This window comes from Nocardioides koreensis, from assembly GCF_039531775.1.
In the GTDB taxonomy this organism is placed as follows: Bacteria; Actinomycetota; Actinomycetes; order Propionibacteriales; family Nocardioidaceae; genus Nocardioides; species Nocardioides koreensis.
The window spans coordinates 334,964-349,783 of the sequence record NZ_BAAAQR010000002.1 but is presented as its reverse complement, the minus strand read 5'-3'; the positions used below and the strand labels follow the sequence as shown (position 1 = coordinate 349,783).

17 protein-coding genes and 2 tRNA genes are annotated in these 14,820 nt (G+C 72.0%); 14 read left to right on the top strand and 5 right to left on the bottom strand.

Annotated features, from left to right (window positions below; genetic code table 11):
- Positions 1–6: 6 nt before the first annotated feature.
- The 7 genes from gyrA (at position 7) to ABD268_RS05755 (ending at position 5,205) form a co-directional block, all read left to right on the top strand.
- Positions 7–2,760 carry a DNA gyrase subunit A gene (gyrA, locus tag ABD268_RS05785; RefSeq protein ID WP_344148942.1) on the top strand — a complete coding sequence of 918 codons (2,754 nt, stop codon included), beginning with the start codon at positions 7–9 and terminating at the stop codon, positions 2,758–2,760.
- Positions 2,760–3,320 carry a DUF3566 domain-containing protein gene (locus tag ABD268_RS05780; protein WP_344148939.1) on the top strand — a complete coding sequence of 187 codons (561 nt, stop codon included), beginning with the start codon at positions 2,760–2,762 and terminating at the stop codon, positions 3,318–3,320. The genes gyrA and ABD268_RS05780 overlap by 1 nt, the downstream gene beginning before the upstream one ends.
- Positions 3,321–3,443: 123 nt before the next feature.
- Positions 3,444–3,520, top strand: a tRNA-Ile gene (locus ABD268_RS05775).
- Between the two features lie 59 nt (positions 3,521–3,579).
- Positions 3,580–3,705 carry a DLW-39 family protein gene (locus tag ABD268_RS05770; RefSeq protein ID WP_344148936.1) on the top strand — a complete coding sequence of 42 codons (126 nt, stop codon included), beginning with the start codon at positions 3,580–3,582 and terminating at the stop codon, positions 3,703–3,705.
- A gap of 12 nt (positions 3,706–3,717) precedes the next feature.
- Positions 3,718–3,793 (top strand) — tRNA-Ala (locus ABD268_RS05765).
- A 65-nt stretch (positions 3,794–3,858) separates the two neighbouring features.
- Positions 3,859–4,800, top strand: coding sequence for a hypothetical protein (locus ABD268_RS05760; RefSeq protein WP_344148934.1), 942 nt, complete (start codon positions 3,859–3,861; stop codon positions 4,798–4,800).
- A 72-nt stretch (positions 4,801–4,872) separates the two neighbouring features.
- Entirely contained in the window at positions 4,873–5,205 is a 333-nt protein-coding gene (locus ABD268_RS05755; protein WP_344148931.1) for a hypothetical protein, read from the top strand.
- Here the strand turns inward: ABD268_RS05755 and ABD268_RS05750 are convergent.
- The 3 genes from ABD268_RS05750 to ABD268_RS05740 are packed head-to-tail and all read right to left on the bottom strand — an operon-like array spanning position 5,192 to position 7,478.
- Positions 5,192–5,989, bottom strand: coding sequence for an MBL fold metallo-hydrolase (locus ABD268_RS05750; protein WP_344148928.1), 798 nt, complete (start codon positions 5,987–5,989; stop codon positions 5,192–5,194). The genes ABD268_RS05755 and ABD268_RS05750 overlap by 14 nt on opposite strands.
- Positions 5,986–6,747: a sterol desaturase family protein gene (locus ABD268_RS05745; RefSeq protein WP_344148925.1), complete on the bottom strand. Its 762-nt coding sequence runs from the start codon at positions 6,745–6,747 to the stop codon at positions 5,986–5,988. The genes ABD268_RS05750 and ABD268_RS05745 overlap by 4 nt, the downstream gene beginning before the upstream one ends.
- Positions 6,744–7,478 (bottom strand): FadR/GntR family transcriptional regulator, encoded by a 735-nt coding sequence (locus ABD268_RS05740; protein WP_344148922.1) that lies wholly within the window; start codon positions 7,476–7,478, stop codon positions 6,744–6,746. The genes ABD268_RS05745 and ABD268_RS05740 overlap by 4 nt, the downstream gene beginning before the upstream one ends.
- Before the next feature lie 117 nt (positions 7,479–7,595).
- Between ABD268_RS05740 and ABD268_RS05735 the strand changes: the two genes are divergently transcribed.
- Genes ABD268_RS05735 through ABD268_RS05720 form a run of 4 tightly spaced genes read left to right on the top strand, consistent with a single transcriptional unit; the run spans position 7,596 to position 10,701 of the window.
- Positions 7,596–8,426 carry an SURF1 family protein gene (locus tag ABD268_RS05735; protein WP_344149192.1) on the top strand — a complete coding sequence of 277 codons (831 nt, stop codon included), beginning with the start codon at positions 7,596–7,598 and terminating at the stop codon, positions 8,424–8,426.
- A gap of 10 nt (positions 8,427–8,436) precedes the next feature.
- The gene (locus ABD268_RS05730; protein ID WP_344148919.1) at positions 8,437–8,832 is read left to right on the top strand and encodes a DUF3817 domain-containing protein; all 396 of its coding nucleotides are present in this window, start codon (positions 8,437–8,439) and stop codon (positions 8,830–8,832) included.
- Positions 8,833–8,836: 4 nt separating this feature from the next.
- The gene (locus tag ABD268_RS05725) at positions 8,837–9,679 is read left to right on the top strand and encodes a patatin-like phospholipase family protein (RefSeq protein WP_344148916.1); all 843 of its coding nucleotides are present in this window, start codon (positions 8,837–8,839) and stop codon (positions 9,677–9,679) included.
- Positions 9,676–10,701 (top strand): 1-acyl-sn-glycerol-3-phosphate acyltransferase, encoded by a 1,026-nt coding sequence (locus ABD268_RS05720; protein WP_344148913.1) that lies wholly within the window; start codon positions 9,676–9,678, stop codon positions 10,699–10,701. The genes ABD268_RS05725 and ABD268_RS05720 overlap by 4 nt, the downstream gene beginning before the upstream one ends.
- A 24-nt stretch (positions 10,702–10,725) precedes the next feature.
- Here the strand turns inward: ABD268_RS05720 and ABD268_RS05715 are convergent, their stop codons facing one another.
- The gene (locus tag ABD268_RS05715) at positions 10,726–11,547 is read right to left on the bottom strand and encodes a hypothetical protein (RefSeq protein ID WP_344148910.1); all 822 of its coding nucleotides are present in this window, start codon (positions 11,545–11,547) and stop codon (positions 10,726–10,728) included.
- Positions 11,548–11,725: 178 nt separating this feature from the next.
- Here ABD268_RS05715 and ABD268_RS05710 point away from each other — a divergent pair, with 178 nt between their 5' ends.
- Complete coding sequence (locus ABD268_RS05710) at positions 11,726–12,238, top strand: peptidylprolyl isomerase (protein ID WP_344148907.1); 513 nt, start codon at positions 11,726–11,728, stop codon at positions 12,236–12,238.
- A 26-nt stretch (positions 12,239–12,264) separates the two neighbouring features.
- Complete coding sequence (locus ABD268_RS05705) at positions 12,265–13,176, top strand: rhomboid family intramembrane serine protease (protein ID WP_344148904.1); 912 nt, start codon at positions 12,265–12,267, stop codon at positions 13,174–13,176.
- A gap of 294 nt (positions 13,177–13,470) precedes the next feature.
- Here the strand turns inward: ABD268_RS05705 and ABD268_RS05700 are convergent, their stop codons facing one another.
- On the bottom strand, positions 13,471–13,938 hold the full coding sequence (locus ABD268_RS05700) for a cell division protein CrgA (protein ID WP_344148901.1): 468 nt from the start codon (positions 13,936–13,938) through the stop codon (positions 13,471–13,473).
- Between the two features lie 92 nt (positions 13,939–14,030).
- Between ABD268_RS05700 and ABD268_RS05695 the strand changes: the two genes are divergently transcribed.
- On the top strand, positions 14,031–14,804 hold the full coding sequence (locus ABD268_RS05695) for a DUF881 domain-containing protein (RefSeq protein WP_344148898.1): 774 nt from the start codon (positions 14,031–14,033) through the stop codon (positions 14,802–14,804).
- Positions 14,805–14,820: the final 16 nt, after the last annotated feature.

Genomic DNA, 14,820 nt, shown 5'->3' with positions numbered 1-14,820 from the left:
AGAGACGTGACTGAGACCCCCACGGACAGCACCGGCGGGACCGGCGGACCCGAGGACCCGGGCGGCCGGATCGAGCCGATCGAGCTGCAGACCTCGATGCAGCGCGCGTACATCGACTACGCGATGGCGGTCATCGTCGGCCGCGCGCTGCCCGACGTGCGCGACGGCCTCAAGCCGGTGCACCGCCGCGTCCTCTACGCGATGTACGACGGTGGCTACCGCCCCGACCGCGGCTTCTCCAAGTGCTCGCGCGTCGTCGGTGACGTCATGGGTCAGTACCACCCGCACGGCGACTCGGCCATCTACGACACCCTGGTGCGCCTCGCGCAGCCCTGGGTGATGCGCGCTCCCCTGATCCACGGGCAGGGCAACTTCGGCTCCGCCGGCAACGACTCCGCGGCCGCGATGCGGTACACCGAGTGCCGGATGGCGCCGCTGGCGCTGGAGATGGTCCGCGACATCGAGCAGGACACCGTCGACTTCCAGCCCAACTACGACGGGCGCTCGCAGGAGCCGACGGTGCTCCCGTCGCGCTACCCGAACCTGCTGGTCAACGGCTCGGCCGGCATCGCGGTCGGCATGGCGACCAACATCCCGCCGCACAACCTGCGCGAGGTCGCCGAGGGTGCGACCTGGGCGCTCGAGCACCCCGACGCCACCCGCGAGGAGCTGCAGGACGCGCTCATCGAGCGGATCAAGGGCCCCGACTTCCCCAACGGCGCGCTGATCGTGGGCCGCCAGGGCATCGAGCAGGCCTACCGCACGGGCCGCGGCTCGGTCACCCAGCGTGCGGTGATCGAGATCGACGAGGACGCCCGGGGCCGCACCTGCCTGGTGATCTCCGAGCTGCCCTACATGGTCAACCCGGACAACCTCGCGCTGAAGATCGCCGAGCTCGCCGACTCCGGCAAGGTCCAGGGCATCTCCGACGTGCGCGACGACTCCTCCGGCCGCACCGGCCAGCGTCTCGTGGTCGTGCTCCGTCGCGACGCCGTCGCCCGGGTGGTGCTCAACAACCTGCTCAAGCACACCGAGCTGCAGACCAACTTCAGCGCCAACATGCTCGCGCTGGTCGACGGTGTGCCGCGCACCCTGACCATCGACCAGTTCATCAGCAACTGGGTCACCCACCAGATCGAGGTCATCCAGCGCCGGACCCGCTTCCGGCTCGCCGAGGCCGAGCGCCGCGCCCACGTCCTGCGCGGCCTGGTCAAGGCGCTCGACGCCCTCGACGAGGTCATCGCGCTGATCCGCCGCTCCCCCGAGGTCGACGACGCCCGCCGCGGCCTGATCGAGCTGCTGGAGATCGACGAGATCCAGGCCAACGCGATCCTCGACATGCAGCTGCGCCGCCTCGCGGCGCTCGAGCGGCAGAAGATCGTGGACCAGCTCGCCGAGATCGAGCTGGAGATCGCGGACCTGCAGGACATCCTGGCCAACGAGTCCCGGCAGCGGCGGATCGTCGCCGACGAGCTCGCCGCGATCGTCGAGAAGTACGGCGACGACCGGCGTACCCAGATCATCGCGGCCGACGGCGACCTGTCCATGGAGGACCTGATCCCCGACGAGGACCTCGTCGTGTCGATCACCCGCGGCGGCTACGCCAAGCGGACCCGCGCCGACCAGTACCGCACCCAGAAGCGGGGCGGCAAGGGCGTCCGCGGCGCCTCGCTGCGCGGGGACGACGTCGTCGAGCACTTCATCTCCACGACCAACCACCACTGGCTGCTGTTCTTCACCACGGCCGGCCGGGTCTACCGCACCAAGGCCTACAACCTGCCCGAGGCGTCCCGCGACGCGAAGGGCGGCCACGTGGCCGGGCTGCTCAGCTTCCAGCCCGACGAGAACATCGCGCAGGTGCTGGCGATCCGCGACTACGAGCAGGCGCCGTACCTCGTGCTCGCCACCCGCAACGGCCTGGTCAAGAAGACCCGGCTCGGCGACTACAACAGCCCCCGCCAGGCCGGCGTCATCGCGATCAACTTCCGTGAGGACGACGACGAGCTGATCGGGGCCGAGCTGGTCAACGCCGAGGACGACATCCTGCTGGTCTCGCGCAAGGGCCAGGCGATCCGCTTCAAGGCCGACGACAGCCAGCTGCGGCCGATGGGTCGCGCCACCTCCGGCGTCTCGGGCATGAAGTTCCGTGACGGCGACTCGCTGCTGTCGATGTCGGTGATCCGGGCCGCCCAGGTCGCGGCCGAGGAGGCCGCGGCGGCGCGCCTGATCCAGGACGGCGAGTCGCCCGAGGACATCGCGCCCGGCGACCTGCCCGACGTCAAGGAGCAGTACGTCTTCACGATCACCGACGGTGGCTACGCCAAGCGGACCCGGATCTCGGAGTACCGCCTGCAGTCGCGGGGCGGACTCGGGATCAAGGCGATGTCGCTGGCCAACCAGGACCGTGGCGGCCTGGTCGGTGCCTTCATCGTCGAGGAGGGCGACGAGGTGCTCTCGATCACCCAGGCCGGCCAGGTGGTCCGCAGCCCGATCAACGAGCACTTCCGGGCGACCGGACGCTCCACGATGGGCGTGAAGTTCGTGACCCCCAAGTCCGGTGACGCGGTCGCAGTGGTGGCCCGCTCGGTCGAGGCCCGCGACGAGGAGGAGGCGGCCGAGGAGGCGGCCGAGGAGGTCGCCGAATCGCCGAGTGTGGACGCGGATGCAACAATCGACGGGTCTGCCTCCGAGACGACGGATGCCGACAGCCCCGGCTCCGAGACGACTGCCCCCGACCTGACAGGGGAGAGTGAGGACTGATGACGGAACGCCCCGTCGAGCGAACCTCCACCCGCACCACCCCGGACCGCACGCAGGAGACGGCGGTCCGGGCCCCGCTCGGTGAGCGGATCTCGGCCAAGCTGACCAAGGCCACCGACGAGCACCGCGCCAACGCGAACCCCGAGTCGCAGAAGGCGGCCAAGAAGGCGGCCGTCGGGGGCCGCCCTCCGCGCCGCGCGCGGCTGCGGCTGACCCGGGTCGACCCGTGGTCGGTGATGAAGACCGCCTTCCTGCTCTCCATCGCGTTCGGCGTGGTCACGGTGGTCTCGGTGCTGATGGTGTGGTCGGTCCTCGGGGCGGCCGGCGTCTGGGACTCGATCAACACCACCGTGCAGGACGTGGTCGGCGGCCAGGACTCCGCCGGCTTCGACGTGACCGACTACCTCGGGACCTCCCGGGTCATCGGGTTCACGATGCTGGTGGCCATCATCGACGTGGTGCTGCTGACGGCGATCGCGACGCTCGGAGCCTTCCTCTACAACATGGCCGCGGCCCTGCTCGGCGGCATCGAGGTCACCCTCGCCGAGGACGAGCGCTGAGGTTGTCCGGGGTCGTTCCCCGGTCGCCGATCCCGTTTTGTCCGGCCGCTCGGCGGTGGGGTAATGTCTCCCCTCGGTCGCTGGTCGACCACTCTTGGCACCGGATCCTTCCGGCCAAGTCCCGGGCCTATAGCTCAGACGGTTAGAGCGCTTCCCTGATAAGGAAGAGGTCACAGGTTCAAGTCCTGTTAGGCCCACCACCACTGCTCGAAGCTCCGCGCCTGCCGAGGCAGGCGCCCACGAGATCACGGGAGTCCCCATGAAGAAGCTCGTCCTGGTCCTGCTGGCCGCCGCCGGTGTCGTCATCGCCAAGAAGAAGATCGACGAGGGCCGCTCCGAGCAGGCCCTGTGGGCCGAGGCCACCGACAACGTCGAGCGCGGCTGACCCTCCCGACCCGGGGCCTTGGCGCAATTGGTAGCGCACCTGCTTTGCAAGCAGGGGGTTAGGGGTTCGAGTCCCCTAGGCTCCACCACTCGTCGCAGCAGTCCCCTGCTGCTGCTCCTGCTCCTCGCCCCGGCGCTCGCCGCGTGCGACGAGGTGCCGCCGCCCACCGCCGACGCACCGAGCCCACCCGCCCGCCTGGCCGGGACCCCGGCGTACGACGCGCACGAGGAGCCGGCCGAGGCGGTGCTGCCGCTGGTCCCCGCGACCGCGACGACCCTGACCGTGGTGGACCTCGACGAGGTGCGGCGCCAGCTCGGCGTGCCGGACCTGACCAGCGACGACCTGATGTCGGACCGCTCGGCGTTCTGGGAGCGGGCGCGGACCGAGGCCCCGATGCTCACCGACGGGATGCTGCGCGAGGACACCTCGGAGCTGATGCTCGATCACGGGTTCACCGAGGACGACGTGGACTGGGAGGCGCACTTCACCGGGCCGGAGGGCAGCGGCTACGTGCTCGCGTTCCGGCCGGACCTGGACATGGACGCGGTCGCCGGCGCGGTCGGGGCCAGGGTCGGGCCGCTCGACGGTGGCCGGGTGCTGCGCGAGGACCATCTGGTCGTCTCCGGCGTCGCCGACGACGGCGTCGCTAGCTGGGCGACGGACCCGACGGTGGCGCCGCTGGTGGGCGAGCCCGCGGAGGCGACGTACCTGCGACGCGGCTGCGTCCCGTTCGCCGATGCGCTCGGCCCGGACGCGACCGCCGAGGACCAGGACGCGGTGCTGGCCCGGCACGACGTGACCGACCTGGAGCCGCTGGACGCCGTCGCGGTGTCCTTCGGCGACCACCTCGCGACGGTGCGGCTGGGGCGCGACCGGACCGACCTCTTCGACCGGCTGCACCTCGGCGACGACTGGCCCGTCGCGAGCCCGTCGTTCGAGGACGGCTTCGCCCGCGGCGTCGGCGACCCGACGACGGGCCGGATCGGGTATGACGTGCCGCACCCCGCGGTGGCGGCCGGCCTGGCCCTGACCGAGACCCTGCCGTTCGCGGTGTGCAACAGCGTCACGCCCATCCCGCAGCCGACCGGGCTCTGACGAGCACAGCCCACCGGGTCGCGACCGGGTCGGTCACTTCCCCCCGTGAGCAGCACGGATCTACGCTGCCTCATGCTCCGCTACGTCTGCCTGACGCTCGCGGTGGCCTTCGGACTGGGCGCGGCGGTGCTGGTCGCGACGAGCCCGACGGTCCACTACGGGGGCGCCACCCGCACGTGCAGCAGCATCATCGTCAGGGCCGAGGCCGGCGAGGCGGGCGAGCAGGACCTCGGGACCACCGCACCCGGGCCAGTCGACGAGCGACTCTCGCAGGCCTGCGACGAGACGGTGCACCACTGGTCCGTGCTCGCGGGGCTGGCCGCTCTGCTGTGCGTCGCCGTCGGCTCGGTCGGCCTGCTCAGCGGGCGACCCGACCCCGCGGAGGCCGGGCTCAGCCCCGGGTGAGGGCGGCCAGCTCGGTGGCGTCGTGGGCGCTGAAGACCGTGACCTCGGCACAGTGGGCGGCCACCAGCTCGCGCAGGCGCTCCTGGTTGTGACGGCGCTGCAGGTCGTCGACGGCCATCAGCCGCTGGAAGGCGCGCAGCCCGGGCGGGGTGGTGACCGGTGCGGCCAGGTCGCCGGTGTGGAAGTAGGAGTCGCCGGCATGGAGCAGCCAGTGGCCGTCGGGGCGGCGCACGGCCACCCCGCAGTGGCCGCGGGTGTGCCCGCGCAGCGGGACCAGCAGCACGTCGTCGCCGAGTGCGGTCACCGCGCCGAAGCCGAGCCACTCCTCCCCCGCCACCCGGTGGCGTTGCCAGCGTGGCCCGTGCGCCCACTGGGCGCCGACGTACCGCGGCCGCTCGCGCAGGCGGGGGTGCAGGGCGGCATCCAGCTCCTCGCCGAGGACGTGCACCCGCGCCTGCGGGAAGTCCCCGATGCCACCGGCGTGATCGAGGTCGAGATGGGTGAGCACGATGTCGGTGACGTCCTCGACGCGGTGGCCGCGGGCCAGGACCTGGGCGTGCGCGGTCTCGGCCGGGTCGAGTGCCGGCCGCACCGCGGTGCGGAACGGCCGTCCCAGGCGGCCGGGGTCCGCGATGTCGCCGGTGCCGAAACCGCTGTCGACCAGCAGCAGCCCGTCGGCGCGCTCGACCAGCAGGCAGTGCGCCACCAGCCGCGCCGGCAGGGCCCGGCCGCCGAGGGAGCCGGCCGGACGCATGGTCGCGCAGTTGAGGTGGTGGACGGTCACGAGGCGACGGTGCCGCGCTCGGTGTCCTCGGTCGCGTGCAGCCGCTTGACCGTGGGCGACGTCGGGACCGAGGCCGGGTCGGGGTAGGTCCCGAGGAGCCGGTCGGCGGTGCCGGCGGTCGTCACCGCGAACCAGTAGTGCTCGTTCTTGTAGTGGTGCAGCCGGTGGTTGCGCCACACCGAGCGGAACCACCGCGACCGCGGCCGGTAGTCGCTGTGCACCAGGTAGTGGGTCCACTCGTAGCCGAGCTTGATCGCGTGGACGGACACCAGCAGCGACAGCGCGCTCGGCAGCGACGGCATCGCCAGCAGCGCGACGACGACGTACGCCGGCAGCAGCCAGACGAGCGCCGGCCACGGGATGAACACCAGCGGGACGTCACGCGGGTCGGCGTGGTGCTCCCGGTGCTTGCGCGCCAGCAGCGAGTCGACCTCGACCGGGCCGAGCCGGCGGGGACGCCAGTGCAGCACGAACACGTGGATCACCCACTCGATGAGCGGGAAGAGCGCCACGAGCGCGGCCGGGATGACCAGCTCCCACCACGACCCGCCGCCGACCAGGACGCGGGCCACGACCGAGCCGAGCAGGAAGGTCGAGATCATCCACGGGGAGGGGTGGCGCCAGAAGGAGCGCCAGGCGGTGCCCAGCGTGACGTTGGTTCGCCGTGGGCCGGTGCCGGTGGTCCGGTCGATCCGGGCCTCGTCGGCGGCCAGTCGCTGGGCCGCGAGCTTCTCGATGTCGGGCGACGCCTTGGTCATCTCTTCTCCTGACGGGTCTCGTCGAGTGCCCGGAGGGCGGTGAGCAGGCTGGTCGTCGCGGGCCGGAGCACCCGCTCGGCCGCAGCCCGGGCGGTGTCGGGGTCGCCCTCGCCGATCGCGGCGGTCAGCACCCGGTAGGCGCCGACCTGGCCGACCTCCTCGGCCATCACGGGGGCGAGCGCCTCCAGCGCGGGTTCGTAGGCCGCGCGCAGGCTGTTGAACATCAGCCGGAAGGCGAGCGAGTCGGCGCCGTCGACCACGACGTCCCAGTACGCCAGCGCGTGCACCTGGCGCTCCACGTCGTCCTCGGTCCCGGCCAGCGCGTCGACGGCCCCCGTGAGGGCCGCGAGCAGCGCCGGTCCCCCGCGCTCGGCGGCCAGCGCCGCGACGCCCGGCCCGATCACCAGCCGGGCCTCGAGGATGCTGCGGGCCACGGTCGCGTCGAGGCCGCCCCCGCGCACCAGCAGCCGGGGCAGCAGGTCGAGGCCGGCGTACCTGCGGAAGTCGCGGACCGTGGTCGCCCCGCCGTGGCGGACCTCGACCAGCCGGGTCTGCGCCATCCGCTGCAGGGCCTCGCGGACCGCGGGCCGGGAGACCCCGAGCACCTCGGCGAGACGCCGTTCGCTGGGCAGCGCCTCGCCCGCCTCGAGGCCGCCGTCCACGACCTCACCGAGGACCTGGTCGAACACCTCGTCGGGCACGGAGCGGCGGGACACGGGCTGCAGTGGCATGTCCTCGACGCTAGGTTCGGCGCCGGCCAGTGGTCAAGTGGTCAGACCAGTACGTGGACAGGCCCCGCGCCGCGGTCGGGCCCGGCAGCGCTTCGTATGCTGGACGGCGTGCCCACGATGCTCGCCCCCCGCTACTGGGGGGTGCACCTGCTGGCGGTCGTGCTCACCGCCGCCGCCGTGGGCCTCGGGGTCTGGCAGTACGACGCGTGGCAGGCCCGCCGGGCCGCGGAGGCCCAGGACCTGACCCGCGTCGAGCCGGTCGCCCTGCGCTCGGTGATCGGCCCGGACGACCCGTTCCCGGGCAACCGGATCGGCCAGCCGGTGATCCTCGGCGGGACCTGGGTGCCCGACGGAACCGTCTACGTCTCCGGGCGCGAGCAGGACGGCCGCGAGGGCTACTGGGTGGTGACCCCGCTGGCGATCACCGGGGCGCACGACCCGGCGATCCCGGTCGTGCGCGGCTGGGTGAGCGACCCGGGCCGGGCACCCGCGCCGCCGACCGGGTACGGCGAGCTCGTCGGCTGGCTCCAGCCCCCCGAGGGCACCGGCGAGGCCGACCCCGACCCGGGCGACGACGTGCTTCCGCAGCTCCGGACCGCCGACGTCATCCAGCACGTCGACCAGGACCTCTACGGCGCCTACGCCGTCGTCGCCGACCGGGCGGCGCCGGGGAAGTGGCCGGTCGGGGACCGCGCGACCAACGACGGGACCACGGGACTCGAGCACGCCGACCTCGAGCAGCTGCCCGACGCGGGCCGGTTCACGGCCCTGCGCAACCTCCTCTACGCCATCGAGTGGTGGTTCTTCGCGGCCTTCGCGTTGTTCGTCTGGGTGCGGTGGATCCGGGACGAGACCGTCCGGGCGCGCGAGGCCGACACCGAGACCCAGGCCACGTCGGCGGAGGGGGCGGCGGGAGAGCCCGCCGGCACCGCTGTGGACGGCCAGTAGGTTGGGCGGCGTGAAGAACCTGTTCAACGCCTACCGCGTGCTCGCCATCGTCGTGGGCGTGCTGCTCGCCTTCTGCGCCCTGGTGGCGATGCCGCTGAAGTACCTCGCCCCCGAGGGCGGTGACCTGCAGCAGTTCGGCGAGTCCGCGAGCATCCTGTGGGTCGCCCACGGTTGGGTGTTCATGATCTACGTGGTGGTCGCCTTCTTCCTCTCCCGCAAGGCCGGGTGGTCGGCCGGCTTCACGGTCGTCGCGCTCGCCGCGGGCCTGATCCCGCTGCTGATCTTCTGGGTCGAGCACAAGGTCACCCAGCGGATGCGTGCCGAGCACCCCGAGCTGGTCTCGACAGGCTCGACCACCGGAGCCGGCCCGACCACCGGGGACGGCTCACGCGCCGAAGGCGTCTGATCGCGTGACGACCGCGTTCGTGCTGGGCGGCGGGGGCGTCCTCGGCGCGGTCGAGGTCGGCATGCTGCGCGCCCTGTTCGAGCGCGGGATCGTTCCAGACCTCGTCCTCGGCACCAGCGTCGGCGCGCTGAACGGCGCCATGGTCGCCCGCGACCCCTCCCCGGCGGTCATCGAGCGCCTGACCGACCTGTGGCGCGGGGCCAGCCGCTCCGGCCAGGAGGTGTACGGCGACCGCAGGCTGCGCACCGTCCGGCGCGCCGTTTCGACCGGCACCCACATCTACTCCGCCAAGCCCCTGAAGAAGCGGCTGGCCGAGGAGCTCGGCGACGTCACGTTCGAGGAGCTGCCGGTCCGGTTCCAGGTCTGCGCCGCCAGCATCGAGCGGTCCGCGGAGCACTGGTTCGACTCCGGCCCGGTGGTGGACGCCGTCGTCGCGAGCGCCGCCGTACCCGGCCTGCTGCCGCCGGCCAAGGTGGGCGACGAGCACTTCCTCGACGGCGGCATCGTGAACTCCGTCCCCGTCGGCCGGGCGGTGCAGCTGGGGGCCACCCGGGTCTTCGTGCTGCAGGTGGGCCGTCTCGACCGGCCGTTGAGCGTGCCGCGCCGGCCGTGGGAGGTGGCGCGGGTGTCGTTCGAGATCGCCCGGCGGCACCGGTTCGTGCGGGAGATGGCCGAGCTGCCCGGCGGGGTCGAGGCCCACGTGCTGCCCGCCCGGGGCACCTCCAGCCGGGACGACACGCTGCTCGGCAGCCGGGACTTCGGCAGCGTGCAGCAGCGCATCGACGACACCTACGAGGCCTCGGCGGCCTACCTCGAGGAGCACCTGGCCACCCCGGACCCGCGATGACCCGGCTGCTGCGACGCGTCGTCCTCGCGCCCGCGGCCGTCCTGCTCACGGTGCTGCTGTGGGTCACCCTGCCGCTGTGGCTGATCGCGGCCGCGGCGCTGTCCCCGGTGCTGCCCGGGCGCTGGCGCGCGCTGCGGCTGCTGTGGGTGGTCATCCTCTACCTCACCTGCGAGGCGCTGCTGCTCGTGGTGATGTTCGGGCTGTGGCTCGCCTCGGGGTTCGGCTGGCGGCTGCGCACGCCGTACTTCGAGGGCATCCACTACGACCTGGTGCAGGGCGTGACGTGGCTGTTCTTCCGGGAGTCGCGGCGGGTGCTGCGGCTGCGGATCACCACCGACGGCCCGGCTCCCGACGCCCACCCGGGGACCCCGCTGCTGGTCTGCTGCCGGCACGCCGGGCCGGGCGACTCCTTCACCCTGATCTACGCGCTGATGCACTGGTACTCCCGGGAGCCCCGGGTCGTGCTCAAGGACACGCTCGCCTGGGACCCCGCGATCGACGTGCTGCTGGGCCGGATCCCGGCCCGGTTCATCTCCACCAACCCGGGTCCCGGTGAGGACTTCGAGTCGCACATCGCGGCCCTGGCGTCCGGCCTCGACGACAACGACGCGTTCGTGATCTTCCCCGAGGGCGGCAACTTCACCCCCGAGCGGCGTCAGCGCGCGATCGACCGGCTGCACCGGCTCGGGATGGAGCGGATGGCGCGGCGCGCCGAGGAGATGACCAACGTGCTCGCGCCGCGGCCCGGCGGATTCCTGGCCGCGCTCGACGCCGCCCCGGACGCCGACGTCGTCCTGGTCGCGCACACCGGACTGGACCACCTGCGGACCGTCGCGGACGTGTGGCGGGAGCTGCCGATGGACAAGCAGCTGATCATGCGCTGGTGGCAGGTGCCGCGCGCGGAGATCCCCGAGGGGCGAGAGGCGCGGATCGACTGGCTCTACGCGTGGTGGGAGCGGATCGACACCTGGGTGGAGGAGAACCGGCCGGAGGATCTCTCCTCCGGCCGGTCCGGGAGCTGAGTGCCGCGGTCCGCGGCGGGCTGCTCAGGCCTTGTCGTCGGTGTCGTCCCCCTCGATCGAGACCACGTCGGCCGGGTCGTCCGGAGTGGTGACCGGGTGCGGTGCCTCGGCCTGGTCGGCGAGCGCCTCGTCGGGCGACGAGCCGCCCTGGTCCTCCTCGCCCGTGCCGGTGTCCACACCCGACATGGGAGCGGCGGGCGTGGGCGGCGTGGGCGGCGTCGGTGCAGGCGTCGGCACGTAGGACGACTGCCAGCTGTCGCTGCCGGCGCCGCCACCCTGCAGCTTGCGGGCGACGAAGCCGAGCACGGCAGCGACCCCGCCGATGAGCAGGATCTTCTTCAGCTTCGACCCCTTCTTCTTCTCCGGGTTCAGCTCCGCGGCCTTGGCGGCGGCCAGGTCGCGGCCCTCGGCGGCCTTCTCGGCGGCGAACTGGGCGCCCTGGGCGGCCTTCTCGGAGGCGATCGCGACGCCGGTCGCGACGACGGGCGCCGCCTTGGCGCGGGCGTCGGCCAGCACGGGGGCGGCCTTCTCACGGGCCTCGGCGACGTAGGGGGCCGCCTTCTCGCGTGCGTCGGCGACGTAGGGCGCGGCCTTCTCCCGGGCCTCGGCGACGTAGGGGGCCGCCTTCTCGCGTGCGTCGGCGAGGTACGGCGCGGCCTTCTCACGGGCGTCGGCGAGCGCAGGGCCGGCCTTCTCCCGGGCCTCGGCCAGGAGCGGCAGCGCGCGCTCCTTGGCGTCGAGGGCCGCGGCCTTCGCGGTCTCGGCGGCCGACTCGAGCTGAGGCCGGACCGTGTCGACGTACTCGGAGGCTTGATCGATGAGCGACTTCTTCTTGCGCAGGCCCATGGGCGTGACACTTCCTTCTCGTCGTGTGGCTTCCATTCGATCATGTCTCACCCGACCCAGCCAGCGTGCGCGCGCCTGGCCAGACGTCTTGTGGGACGTCTTGCCGCGCGTGCGAGGATCGGGGACGCACAGACAGCATCGACGTGCACGTCGTACCCATTTCACGCGAGAGGCAGTCATGGCTGACACGCAGGCCATCTTGAAGACCAACAAGGGCGACATCACCCTCAACCTGTTCCCCGACCACGCGCCGGAGACGGTGGCCAACTTCGTGGGGCTGGCCGAGGGCACCAAGTCGTACGACGCCGGCAACGGCAAGACCGGCCCGTTCTACGACGGCCTGGGTTTCCACCGCGTCATCGAGGGCTTCATGATCCAGGGCGGCTGCCCGCTCGGCACCGGCACCGGCGGCCCCGGCTACACCTTCAAGGACGAGCCGCACCCCGAGCTCACCTTCGACAAGCCCTACCTGCTCGCGATGGCCAACGCCGGCCCGGGCACCAACGGCTCGCAGTTCTTCATCACGGTGGGCGCGACCTCGTGGCTGAACTTCAAGCACACCATCTTCGGTGAGGTCGCCGACCAGGCCTCGCGCGACGTCGTCGACGCGATCGGCACCACCGCGACCGGCCCCGGCGACCGCCCGCTCGAGCCGGTCGTGATCGAGCACGTCGAGGTCGTGCGCTCCTGAGCGGCAACCCGACCCCCGCAGCCGGGGTGCCGACCTGTTACCGGCACCCCGGCCGCGAGTCGTACATCCGCTGCCAGCGCTGCGACCGGGCCATCTGCCCGGACTGCATGCGCGACGCCGCGGTGGGCTTCCAGTGCCCGCAGTGCGTCGCGGAGGGCGCGAAGACCACCCGCAGCGGGCGCACGGCGTACGGCGGGCTGCGGCCCGGCAACGCCGGCCTCACCTCGATGGTGCTGATCGCAGTCAACGCGGCCGTCTGGTTGCTGGTGATGGCCACCGGCGGCTCGGCCAGCGCCTGGCTCAACAAGCTGATGCTGCTGCCCACCGGGCGCTGCGTCTCGGCCAGCCGCCCCGACCTCTACTACCCCGGGATCGGCAGCGAGACCGTCTGCGCCACGAACCCGCAGGGCGACTGGATCAACGGCGTCAGCGACGGGGCCTACTGGCAGCTCCTCACCAGTGCCTTCACGCACGTCGAGATCTGGCACATCGGCTTCAACATGCTGGCGCTGTGGTTCCTCGGTCCCCAGCTGGAGCTGGCGATCGGCCGCGCCCGGTTCCTGGCGCTCTACCTGATCTCGGCCCTGGCCGGCTCCACGCTGGTCTACTGGCTCGCCCCCGTCGACGGCTCCACCCTCGGCGCCTCGGGCGCGATCTTCGGCCTGATGGGCGCGCTGCTGGTGCTGGCCTTCAAGGTCGGCGGCAACCTGCAGCCGATCCTGATGTGGATCGGCCTCAACTTCCTGATCACCGTGGTGGGCCGGGGCTTCATCTCCTGGGAGGGCCACCTCGGCGGCTTCCTCGGCGGCGCCCTGATCGCCGTCGTGCTGGCCTACTCGCCGCGGACCCACCGCACCCTGTGGCAGTCGCTCGGGCTCGGCGCGATCACCCTCGCCCTCGTGGTCGCGGTCCTGCTCCGCACCGCGACCCTCACCTGACGCCGACCCGTCGCTTGTCGGCGCGCCAGCACGTCGACCCGTCGGTTGTCCACAGTTCTCCACAAGCTCGGAGGGTTGCCCATCCCCAATTGTGGGTAGGCACCCTGCACGAGGCGCGCTCAGGCGGGCACAGTCAGCAACGGTTGTGCACAACTGTGGATTTACCTGTGGAGAACTACATGGATGTAGTTCTCCACAGCCTTGTCCCCAATGTGCAAAACCGCCGGCCCATCCCCAGGGGGACGGACCGGCGGTCCAGAGCGATCCGGCGGGCACCTCAGGCCGGGGCGGCGATCACTCCCAGCGCGTGGCGTAGACGAAGCCGACGGCCATGAAGCCGATGCCCACCAGCAGGTTCTTCTGGCCGAGGTCGTCGAAGACCGGGAGCCTGCTCAGGTTGTCGCTGATCACGTAGAAGGTGCAGATCCACAGCAGCCCGATCAGGAAGCAGCCGAGCATCCCGACCACGACGCCGCGACCGCGGCCGAGCGGGGTGGACGGATGGGCCGCGACGACCAGGCCGGCGAAGACCATCCCGAAGCCGATGAGGTAGTTCCAGTTACCGAGGTCGGCCATGAACTTCGGGTCCCCGGCCTTCGGCGGGGGCAGCACGGTGGGGTCGACCCGGACGGCGGTGTAGTAGTAGGTCATCCAGGCGATGCCGAGGAGGATCAGCACCAGCGCGATCACGAACCGTGCCGAGAACACCGGTCCCCGGGTCGGCTTGAGGTAGTCCGGCTGCTTGGACTTCGGCTTGGACACGAGACTGCTCCTCGGTGGTGACCCCGCGAGAGGGCTGATTTCGGCAGGCGACCATGACGCGTCATCACAGGTCGCGGGCTACCTTAGTCGCCGTGACCCCTGGATCCCACGCGAGCCCCGACAACGGCACGAGCCGACCGCGCCGCCGCTGGGGCCTGTGGCGCCTCGGCACGCCGCTGGTGGTGCTGCTGTGCGGGGCGCTCTTCGTGGTCAGCGCCCACAACAGCCAGGGGACCGACCTGCGGCCCGGCCGCTACACCGACCTCGCGTCGCTGGTCAGCAACGAGGCCCGGGACTACCAGGCGCTCCAGCAGCGGGTGAAGGACCTGAACGCCGATGTCGCCACGCTCACCGAGTCGGTCAACGACACCGAGGTGCAGCGCTACCAGCGGCGCATCCAGAAGCTCGAGGACCCGGCCGGGCTGGTGCCGCGCACCGGACCCGGGGTCACCGTCACGCTCTCCGACGCGCCCGAGGAGGTCATCAACAACACCACCCGCGACCTCAACTACCTCGTCGTGCACCAGCAGGACATCCAGGCGGTCGTGAACGCGATGTGGAAGGCCGGTGCCACCGCGGTCACCGTCCAGGGACAGCGGGTGGTGACCACCACCGGCATCAAGTGCGAGGGGAACGCCGTCCAGCTCCAGGGCGTCCCCTACTCCCAGCCCTACGTGATCTCCGCGGTCGGCGACCAGGCGACGCTGCTGAGCGCGATCGAGGACGACCGCTACCTGCAGGTCTACCGCGAGCAGGCCGCGGATCCGACCATCTCCGTGGGCTGGGACCTCCAGCTCGAGGACAGCATCACGGCACCGGCGTACGACGGGCTCCTCGACCTCAACTACGCCAAGCCGCTGCGCTGAGACCCGGCCACCCCAT